Origin of the sequence: Nocardiopsis sp. RV163 (genome assembly GCF_001029525.1) — a bacterium.
Taxonomy (GTDB): Bacteria; Actinomycetota; Actinomycetes; order Streptosporangiales; family Streptosporangiaceae; genus Nocardiopsis; species Nocardiopsis dassonvillei.
On record NZ_LEKI01000187.1, the window covers coordinates 1 to 9,741 of the forward strand.

Sequence of the window (9,741 nt, forward strand, 5' to 3'; positions counted from 1 at the left end):
CGCGTCGGCCCCGTCGGCCCGGGGCGGGTGCCCGGGGCCGACGGGGCCGGTGCGGTGGGACGGGGATCAGGAGCAGGACAGCGCGGTGGTCAGCGCCTCCAGGTTGCCCCGCATGATCGACGGGTAGTCGTCGCCGGGGGAGTCCTCGGTGACACCCTCCAGCGGGTCCAGCACATCCACCCGGGCGCCGGTCTCGGCGGCGATGGTCTCGGCGGTCGCCGCGGGCATCAGCGGCTCGGTGAAGATCGTCTCGATGCCGCGCTCGTTGACGACGTCGGTGATGGCCGCGATCTGCGAGGGGGAGGGCTCGGTCTCGGGGTCCACCCCGCTGACCCCGATCTGCTCCAGGCCGTAGGCCTCGGTCAGGTAGGTGAAGGCGGTGTGCCCCACGACCACCTCGTCGTGCTCGCAGGAGGACAGCCCCTCCTCGTACTCCTGGCCGATCGCCTCCAGTTCGGCGGTCACGGCCTCCACGCCCCGGGCGTAGCCGTCGGCGCCCTCGGGGTCGACCTCGGCCATCCGGTCGCCGAGCGCCTGGGCGGTCCGGGCCATCAGGTCCACGTCCAGCCAGAAGTGGGGGTCGTACTCGCCGTGGTCGTGCTCCTCCTCGGCGGCGGCCCCCTCCTCCGCGTGCGCCTCGTCCTCGGCGTGGTCGTGGCCCTCCTCGCCGTGGCCGTGCTCCTCCTCGCCGTGCTCGTGCCCCTCCTCGGCGTGCCCGTCGCCTTCGGCGTGGTCGTGGCCGCCCTCCCCCGCCGGGTGCAGCTCCACGACGTCTGCGACGTTGAACGCGCTCTCGGCGGCCTCCTGCGTGATCGCCTCGTCCACGGCGGGCTGGAGGCCCTCCACGTAGAAGGCGATGTCGGACTCGCTGACCTCGGCGACCTGTCGGCCCGTCAACTCCAGGTCGTGGGGCTCGGTGCCGGGCTCGGTGAGCTGGACGACCGCCGCCCGGTCGCCGCCGATGCGCTCGGCCAGCCACTCCAGGGGGTAGACGCCGGTGACCACGGTCAGGTCCGCGTCGGCGGGTGAGACACCCGAGTCGTCCGCCCCCTCGCCGCCGCTTCCGCAGGCGGTGATCGTCAGAAGTGTCGCGGCGCCGAGGGCGGCGGCCCGCACGGTTGTCCCAGTTCGCATGGGTCAATTGTCGGAAAAATGAAAACGGTTGTCAATTTGTCTGTTTGGAGTGGGCCGCTCACGCGCCCCCTGAACCGCCGTCCGCGGGCACGGGGAGCGGGCGACCGGACGCGGAACCGGGGGCGTCGCGCGGCTCCCCGGCGCCCTCCCCGTCCGACCGGTCCCCACCGCGTCCCGACGGTCGCGGCCCCCGCCCTCGGGCGGCTCCCTGGCTCAGGTGGACTCGGAGAAGCGCTCCACGTCGTCGGTGCGCCCCGCGACCACGATCACGTCGCCCTTGTTCAGCACCGTCTCCTGGGTGGCGTAGGTGAACTCCTCGCCCATCCGCTTCACCGACACCACCGTGATCCCGTAGTGCTGGCGCACCCGCGTCTCTCGCAGCGTCTTGCCGATGAGCTCCTTGGGCGCCTTGGTCTTGCCCAGCGAGAAGCCCTCCTCCAGTTCCACGTAGTCGAGCATCCTGCCCGACAGCAGGTGCGCCACCCGCTCGCCCATGTCGTGCTCGGGCAGGACCACGTGGGTGGCGCCGACCTGTTCCAGGATGCGGCCGTGGCGGCGGCTCGTCGCCTTCGCCCAGATGTTGGACACACCCATGTCCACCAGCAGGGAGGTGGCCAGGATGCTCTCCTCCAGGTGGGTGCCGATGGCCACCACCGCGCTGTGGAACTGGCCCGCTCCCACCTGGCGCAGCGCCTCCTCATCGGTGGCGTCGGCGATCACCGTGTGCGTGAGCGCGTCGGCGAAGGACTGCACCAGCCGCGGGCTGGAGTCCACGCCCAGGACCTCCCATCCCCGGCTGACCAGCTCCAGGCCGAGCGAACTGCCGAACCGGCCCAGGCCGATGACCAGGACCCGCTTGTCGGTGAGTCTCCTGTGCTGCTGCACGGTGTCCCTTCCTTCCCTCGGAGTGCTCTCAGCCGATGATCGGCCGCGCCTCGGCGAGATCGTAGCGCCGACGGTGGTCGCGGAAGGCGAGCGCCGTCACGAAGGTGATGGGGCCGATCCGGCCCGCCACCATCAGCAGGGCCAGCAGGAACTGGACCCACGGCGCCAGTTCCGCGGTGATGCCCATGGACAGGCCGACCACGCCGACGGCCGAGACCACCTCGAACATCACCGGGAGCAGTTCGAACGGGGTGGTGCGCACCAGCAGGACGGTGGTGAAGGCCACGACCGTCGCGGACAGGAACACCAGGCTCAGCGACTGCCGGATCACCCCGGGCGACAGTTGGCGTCCGTAGACGTGCACCTTGTCGTTGCCGCGGACCTCGGCCGCCACCACCAGGAAGATCACCGCCAGGGTGGCCACCTTGATGCCTCCGGCCGTTCCGGCGCTCCCGTTGCCGACGAACATCAGCATGATCGTCACCAGCAGCGTGGCGTCCTCCATCTCCCCGGTGTCCACGGAGTTGAGGCCGCCGCTGCGCGGCATCACACCGTGGAAGAAGCCGTCGACCAGCCGGGGCCACCAGTGCATCTGCCCGAGGGTCTGGGGGTTGTTCCACTCCATCAGGGTGACCATCAAAGCCCCGCCCACGAAGAGGATCGAGGTGGTGGTGACGGTGAGCTTGGTGTGCAGGCTCCACAGGCGCGGGGTGCGCAGTTCGCGCCGCAGCTCCAGCAGCACGGGGAAGCCGATGCCGCCCAGGATCACCGCCAGGGCGATCGGCACCAGGATGAACGCGTCGCCGGAGAACCGCGTCATGCTGTCCCCGTACAGGGAGAGCCCGGCGTTGTTGAAGGCCGAGATCGAGTGGAAGAAGCCCGAGTAGGCGGCCTCCCCGAGCGTCATGTCGTAGCCCAGCCACAACCTCGGGGTGATCAGCAGGAACGTCAGGCCCTGACAGATGAGGAAGATCAGGGCCACCCGGCTGACCAGGCCGCGCACGTCCCCCACCCACATGCTCCGGGTCTCGGTCTGCACGGTCAGCTGCATGCGCAGTCCGAACCGGCGGATCATCGCGGTGCCCAGCAGGGAGGCCAGGGTCATGATGCCCATGCCGCCCACCTGCATGAGCGCCAGGACCACCCCCTGGCCGAAGGCGTTGAGGTCGTTGCCGATGCTGACCACGCTCAGCCCGCACACCGAGAGCGCCGAGGTCGCGGTGAAGAAGGCCTCGACGAACCCCAGCCCCCGGTGGTCGGGCGTGGTCAGCGGTGTCATCAGCAGTGCCGTGCCCATCAGGTCCACGACCACGTAGGCCATGAGGAACACGCGCGCTGGCTGGCGCCACGTGCTGGCCTCGCGGGTGGCGCTCAGTTCCCGGCGCAGTTTGTACGACAGCCTCGCCGCCCTGAGCGGCAGGAGTGAGCCGCGCAGTCTGCGCAGGGAGCGCAGCCCCGCTCTCAGCCGGTTCTCGCTCATCGCTGACCGCGGGTCGGGAAGGGTGCCACGGTGTCTCCTTAGACGTTCCTGGGCGCGGGGAAGTGTGCCGGAGGGTTGCGATCGCGGCACGCGGACGGCCCGTCCTGCATCGTAACCGCGCGGAGGGTGTGCCGGAGGCGCCCGCGGCGGCCTCCACCAGCGGGGACGCGGTCCCGCGACCGGGGCCGCGGCGGTGCCCCGACGCGGGCCGACCGTGCCGGCCTCGCCGGTCGTGTGCGCCCCGCCCCAGGTCAGGCGTGGCGGGCGCCCTCGTGGTCGGCGTGGCCGGGGGGCTCCAGTTGCAGGGTGGAGTGCTCGACGTCGAAGTGACCGGTCAGGCACTCGTGGAGTTCGTCCAGCATGCGGCCGCTGTCGCGCAGGTGCTCCTCGGCGACCACCACGTGCGCCGACATCACGGGCACCCCGGAGGTGATGGTCCAGGCGTGCAGGTCGTGGACGTCCAGGACGGCGGGGTGTCCGAGCAGGTGGTCGCGTACCTCGCTCAGGTCCATGCCCTGCGGTGTGGCCTCCAGGAGGATGTGCACGGCCTCGCGCAGGAGGGACCACGCGCGGGGCACGATGATCGCCGCGATGCCCAGTGAGACGAGGGTGTCCACCCGGTCCCACCCGGTCAGCCATACGACGACGCCGCCCGCGATCACCCCGACCGAGGCCAGGGCGTCGCTCAGGACCTCGAGGTAGGCGCCCTTGACGTTGAGGCTCGCGCGGGCGCCCGAGCGCAGGACGAGCAGCGCGCCGATGTTCATGACCAGTCCGAAGGCGGCCACGGCGATCATGCCCGGCCCGGACACGTCGGCGGGCGAGCGGAGCCGCTCGACCGCCTCAACCACGATGAACCCGCACAGGACGAACAGCACCAGCGCGTTGACGGCGGCGGCGAGGATCTCCGCGCGCTGGTAGCCGAAGGTGCGCCTGCTGGTGGCGGGCCGGGCGGCGATCCACACGGCCACCAGGGCCAGGGCCACGCCGAAGGAGTCGGTGACGGTGTGCCCGGCGTCGGCGAGCAGGGCCAGGCTGTCGCTGAGCGCGGCGCCGACCACCTGGACCACGGCGACGGCGAGCATCATCCCCAGGACCACCGCCAGCCGCCCGCTGTTGGCGGCTCCGGCGGTGACGCCGTGCCCGTGCCCGTGGTCGTGTCCCAGGCCCATCAGCCCTCCCGTTCCGACGTCCTCTCGCGGGGCCGCCGTCCGCGGCGCCCATGGTTCAGCCTCCACTGTTTATACAGCCTGCGCTGTCTATACAGCAAACCATGTACAATGGTTTTCATGTTGACCTCCGAGCAGCGCCTGTCCGCCATCCACCGGCTCGGCCGCGCCCTGTCCGACCCCACCCGCTGCCGCCTCCTGCTGGCGCTCCTCGAAGGCCCCCACTACCCCGCCGGACTCGCCGACCAACTGGGGCTCACCCGCCAGAACGTCTCCAACCACCTCGCCTGCCTGCGCGACTGCGGCCTGGTGAGCACCTCCGCTCGCGGGCGCCAGGTCAGCTACGCGCTCGTGGACGACTCCCTGGCCCACGCCCTGGAGGACCTCCTGCGCGTGGTGTGGGGGACCGCGCAGCCGCACGAGGCCCCCGGCGAGCCCCGGTCCGCCTGAGCGCCGCCGCGGGGGCGGTCGGTCCGGTGCGCGTGCGCCCGGGCCCACGGCTCCCCGCCGCCCAGGGGCCCGGAGTCCGGCTCGCCGCCCCGCCCGTCCCGTCACCCCCGGTGCCCCCGTGCTCCGCGCGTCCGGGGTCGTTTTCCGGTTAGCCGGAAGTTGCCACCGTGATGTCCGTTACAGGGCGCGCCCTCCGTGCGGGCGCAGGAAGCCGCATTTCACCCCTTCCGGCTCCGACTTACGGATGAGGGCACCTACTTTGGTCAGAAACCGACCCTGCCAGAAGGCTGACGCGTCCCTGAGACTTCCCTGAATCGGGCGGGGGGAGCCCCGAGTCCCGATATAACGCGACGTATGGTGAGTAGTGCGCCCGGCAGGTGCACGAGGCCCGGGAGAGGCGGCCGACACGGCCGTCCCGCACCCGGCAGCCGGACACCGGCACCCCTGTCACCACACCTTCGATCCCGGTCCCAGCACCGGCGGACGACCGTGTGCTGCCCCGGCGCGTACACGCGCTCGACGACCCACACATCACGGCCCGCCCCGTGTCCGCAGTGAACTAGGAGCGAGAACCTCTCATGTCCAGATCGGCCGCAAGGGCCCGCGTCGCGGGTCTCCCCCGGACGGGGACCGCTGCCACCAGCGTGGAAGGGACCCGGGTATGAACCGCGCCGCGGTCCTGTCGCTCGGCAACCGGGCACTGGTCCTGCTCATCACCCTGGCAGTCCTCTTCTTCGGAGTGCTCGCAGCGGTGTCGGCCAAACGCGAGCTCTTCCCCGACATGTCCCTGCCGATGGTGATGGTCTCCGGCACCTACCAGGGGGCCGCCCCCCAGGTGGTGGAGGGCCAGGTCACCGAGCCGCTGGAACAGGCCGTCCAGAGCGTCCCGGGCGTCACCACGGTCACCTCGACCTCCAGCACCGGCTCCTCCCAGGTCACGGTCGAGTTCGACTACGGCCAGGACCAGGACGACCTCGTCCGCCAGACCCAGATCGCCGTCGACCAGGTCGCGGGCATGCTCCCCGAGGGCGTCGACACCAGCGTCATGTCCTTCAGCACGGACATGATGCCGGTCGTGATGCTCGCGGCGGGCGCCGCCGACGGCGACGACCAGGCCATGGTCGACCCGCTGGAGACCCACCTCATCCCCGAACTGGAGTCCGTCGACGGCGTGCGCTCGGCGACGCTCACCGGCGCGGTGGAGTCCGACGTGGTCGTCACGCCCGACGAGGACGAACTCGCCGAGAACGGCCTGTCCCCGCAGAGCCTCGTGGACGCCCTGCAGTCCAGCGGCCTGCTCCAGCCGGGCGGGGACGTCGAGTCCGACGGCCGCAGCCTGAGCGTGACCACCGGTGACCAGTTCACCTCGATCGAGCAGGTCGAGGAGGTCTGGCTCCAGCCCGCCGCCGCGGGCGCGGACATGTCCGCCGCGGCGCCCGGCGCGCCCCCGGCCGCCCCGGCCGACCCGGTCCGGCTCTCCGAGGTCGCCGACGTCGAACTCGTCCAGGACGAGGCCGCCAGCCTGGCGCGCGTCAACGGCGACCCGAGCATCGGCGTCATGGTCATGAAGACCCCCGACGGCAACACCGTCGAGGTCTCCGAGGGAGTCCAGGCGGTCCTGGACGAGCAGGCCGACGTCCTGGGCGAGGACATCGACATCAGCGTGGTCTTCGACCAGGCCCCCTACATCAACGAGTCCATCGTCGCGATGCTCGAAGAGGGCGGCATGGGCCTGCTGGCCGCCGTGATCGTCATCCTGGTCTTCCTGTTCTCGATCCGCTCCACCCTGGTGATCGCGGTGTCGATCCCGGTCTCGGTGCTGATCGGTTTCCTGGGCATGCAGGCGTTCGACTTCTCGCTGAACATGCTCACCCTCGCCGCCATCACCATCTCCATCGGACGCGTGGTGGACGACTCCATCGTGGTCCTGGAGAACATCCGCAGGCACCTGGACTACGGCAAGGAGCGGATGGCCGCGGTCAAGCAGGGCGTGCGCGAGGTCGCCACCGCCGTGGTCTCCTCCACGCTCGCGACCATCGCCGTGTTCCTGCCGCTGGCCTTCGTCGGCGGCCAGGTCGGCGAGATCTTCCTGCCGTTCGCGGTCACCGCCAGCCTGGCCCTGGCCGCCTCCCTGGTCGTCTCCATCACGCTCATCCCGGTGCTGTGCTACTGGTTCATGAGCCCCAGGGACATCGGGGACGCCACCCAGGAGGAGATCGAGCGCGAGGAGTACGAGCGGGAGATGCGCAGCCCGCTCCAGCGCGCCTACCTGCCGGTCATCCGCTGGATCACCACCAAGCGCAGGACCGCCACGATCACCACGATCCTCGCCAGCGTCTTCATCTTCGGCGGCACGGTCGTCATGGCCAACGGCATCGAGACCGACTGGATGGGCCAGTCCGAGGAGAACACCTACCAGGTCGTCCAGGAGCTGCCCCCGGGCACGTCCCTGGAAGTCGCCGACGAGGAGGCGGCCAAGGTCGAGGACCTCCTCGCCGGCTACGCCTGGGTGGAGTCCTACCAGACCAACGTCGGCGGAGGCGGTATGGCCGCCATGATGGGCGGCGGCGGTGCGGCCCAGGTGGACTACAGCATCACCGCGGACCCCGACACCGACCAGGCCCGCAACCGCGAGGTGCTGCGCACGGCCCTGGAGGACCTGGACACCGAGTACGAGCCGCGCCTGAGCGCCATGGCCGCCATGGGCGGTTCGGGCATCGAGGTGCGGGTCAGCGCCGACGACCAGGACACCCTGGCAGAGGCGGCCGGAATGGTCGAGGAGGAGCTGCGCGGCATCGACGGCGCCGACGACGTCGCCAACAGCATCTCCGAGTCCCAGCCCGCGCTGGAGGTCCGCGTCGACGGCGAGGAGGCCGCCGAGCGGGGCATGACCGAGGCCATGATCGGCCAGCAGGTCACCGCCGCCTTCAACGGCCAGAACGTCGGAACCGTCACCCTCGACGACACGCGCCGCGACATGGTGGTCCGCGTCGACGAGGCGCCCCGGACCGTGGCCGAGCTGGAGGACCTGCCCGTCACGGGGCCGAGCGGTCAGGCGGTCCCGCTGTCCGACGTCGCCGAGGTGGCCGAGGTGCAGGAGCCGCCGGAGCTCACCCGGATCGACGGCATCACCAGCGCCACCGTGTCGGCGAGCGCCACCGGTTCCGACCTGGGCGCGGTGAGCGCCGAGATCACGCAGGCCCTGGACACCATGGACCTGCCCGAGGGCGCCACCGCGGCACTGGGCGGCGTCAGCCAGGACCAGAGCGAGGGCTTCGCACAGCTGATGCTGGCGATGGTCGCCGCGATCGTCATCTGCTACCTGATCATGGTGGCGACCTTCAAGAGCCTGCTCCAGCCGCTGATGCTGCTGATCTCGGTGCCGTTCGCGATCACCGGTTCGCTGGGGCTGCTGCTGGTCACCGGAACCCCGCTGGGTGTGGCGGGCATGGTCGGCATGCTGATGCTCATCGGTGTGGTGATCACCAACGCCATCGTCCTGATGGACCTGATCAACCAGAACCAGAACAACGGGATGCCGCTCAGGGAGGCGATCGTGGAGGGTGCCCGGCACCGTCTGCGTCCCATCCTCATGACGGCGCTCGCGACCGTCGCGGCGCTGACCCCGATGGCCCTGGGCATCACCGGCGGCGGGGCGTTCATCTCCGCGCCGCTGGCGATCGTGGTGATCGGCGGTCTGCTGTCCTCCACCGTGCTCACGCTGGTCCTGGTCCCGGTCCTCTACCAGTTGGTGGAGTGGGGCGGGCAGCGCGGCGCGGCCCGCAGGCAGGCGCGCCGCGAGCTGCGCAGGGAGCGCAAGGCCGCGGCCGCCGGGGCCGAGCGCACCAAGGAGCCGGTCGGCTGAGCCCAGGCCGTTCCCGGTCCGGGGCGTCCCGCGCACTGCGCGGGGCGCCCCTCGCCGTCGTCCGGGCGGCCGGTCTCGCGCCTGCGGGGCGTCGACCGGCCGCAATGTCTCGAACATCAGTTCGGTAAGGAAAAATTCGGCAAAAGTGTTTTATGGAATGACTTGGCGGTAGTGGGGTGGTACCCGCCCCCGGTCCACCGGTCGGGAAGGGTGTGGTCGCCTTGCCCCGTGGGTCTGCGGGGGTGGAGGCGCCCACTGCGGTGCCCGCCTTCGCTTACGCAGAGTGGCCGATCGGGGATCGAAAGATATTTGTCGTGCGGCAACTTTTTTCGCCCCGTCGCTTTTGAAGGCGTTTCTGAGGGAACGTACTCCTCGCACGGCGACCGTCCCCCGCCCGATCAGAGCTCCCGACAGCGCGTCGGGAGCGAGGGCCGGGCCGCAGGTGCTGACAGGCGACACAAGCACAGAAGGACAGAGCACCGGGGGGTCCTCTCTTGTCCGAGAACAGCGCGCAGAAGTCCCGAGCCGCCGCAGACCGCACGACCGTCATCCCCAGGCCCCGCAGACCGGTGTCCGGCGAGGACGCCACCGCGGAGGAAATGCTGTCCGTACTCGGAGGGCTGGGGGAGGGCGATCCCAGGGCCGATGAGCTGCGTGAGCGGGTGGTCGTGCTCTACCAGCCCCTGATCAACAAGATCGCGCGCCGCTACGGGGGGCGCGGCGAGCCGATCGAAGACCTGAAGCAGACCGCGATGGTG

6 protein-coding genes and 1 pseudogene are annotated in these 9,741 nt (G+C 70.8%); 3 read left to right on the forward strand and 4 right to left on the reverse strand.

The features are described 5' to 3' along the window. Positions 1–66: 66 nt before the first annotated feature. The 4 genes from ABD54_RS23220 to ABD54_RS23235 all read right to left on the reverse strand — a co-directional run bounded on the left by ABD54_RS23220 (position 67) and on the right by ABD54_RS23235 (position 4,671). Positions 67–1,134 (reverse strand): metal ABC transporter substrate-binding protein, encoded by a 1,068-nt coding sequence (locus tag ABD54_RS23220; protein ID WP_235432164.1) that lies wholly within the window; start codon positions 1,132–1,134, stop codon positions 67–69. A 213-nt stretch (positions 1,135–1,347) separates the two neighbouring features. Then, on the reverse strand, positions 1,348–2,019 hold the full coding sequence (locus ABD54_RS23225; RefSeq protein WP_013151577.1) for a TrkA family potassium uptake protein: 672 nt from the start codon (positions 2,017–2,019) through the stop codon (positions 1,348–1,350). Positions 2,020–2,047: 28 nt separating this feature from the next. Next, a complete protein-coding gene (locus ABD54_RS23230) occupies positions 2,048–3,499 on the reverse strand; it encodes a TrkH family potassium uptake protein (RefSeq protein WP_047871660.1) in 1,452 nt (483 codons plus the stop codon). A gap of 251 nt (positions 3,500–3,750) precedes the next feature. Continuing rightward, positions 3,751–4,671: a cation diffusion facilitator family transporter gene (locus tag ABD54_RS23235; protein WP_047871661.1), complete on the reverse strand. Its 921-nt coding sequence runs from the start codon at positions 4,669–4,671 to the stop codon at positions 3,751–3,753. Positions 4,672–4,788: 117 nt separating this feature from the next. Between ABD54_RS23235 and ABD54_RS23240 the strand changes: the two genes are divergently transcribed. From ABD54_RS23240 to ABD54_RS27555, 3 genes and pseudogenes are all read left to right on the forward strand, one after another. Continuing rightward, positions 4,789–5,118: a helix-turn-helix transcriptional regulator gene (locus ABD54_RS23240; RefSeq protein WP_047871662.1), complete on the forward strand. Its 330-nt coding sequence runs from the start codon at positions 4,789–4,791 to the stop codon at positions 5,116–5,118. A 661-nt stretch (positions 5,119–5,779) separates the two neighbouring features. Continuing rightward, positions 5,780–8,983, forward strand: a complete 3,204-nt coding sequence (locus ABD54_RS23245) for an efflux RND transporter permease subunit (RefSeq protein ID WP_047871663.1) — start codon at positions 5,780–5,782, stop codon at positions 8,981–8,983. A gap of 494 nt (positions 8,984–9,477) precedes the next feature. After that, positions 9,478–9,741, forward strand: a pseudogene (locus tag ABD54_RS27555) (B/F/G family RNA polymerase sigma-70 factor); the annotation flags it as partial.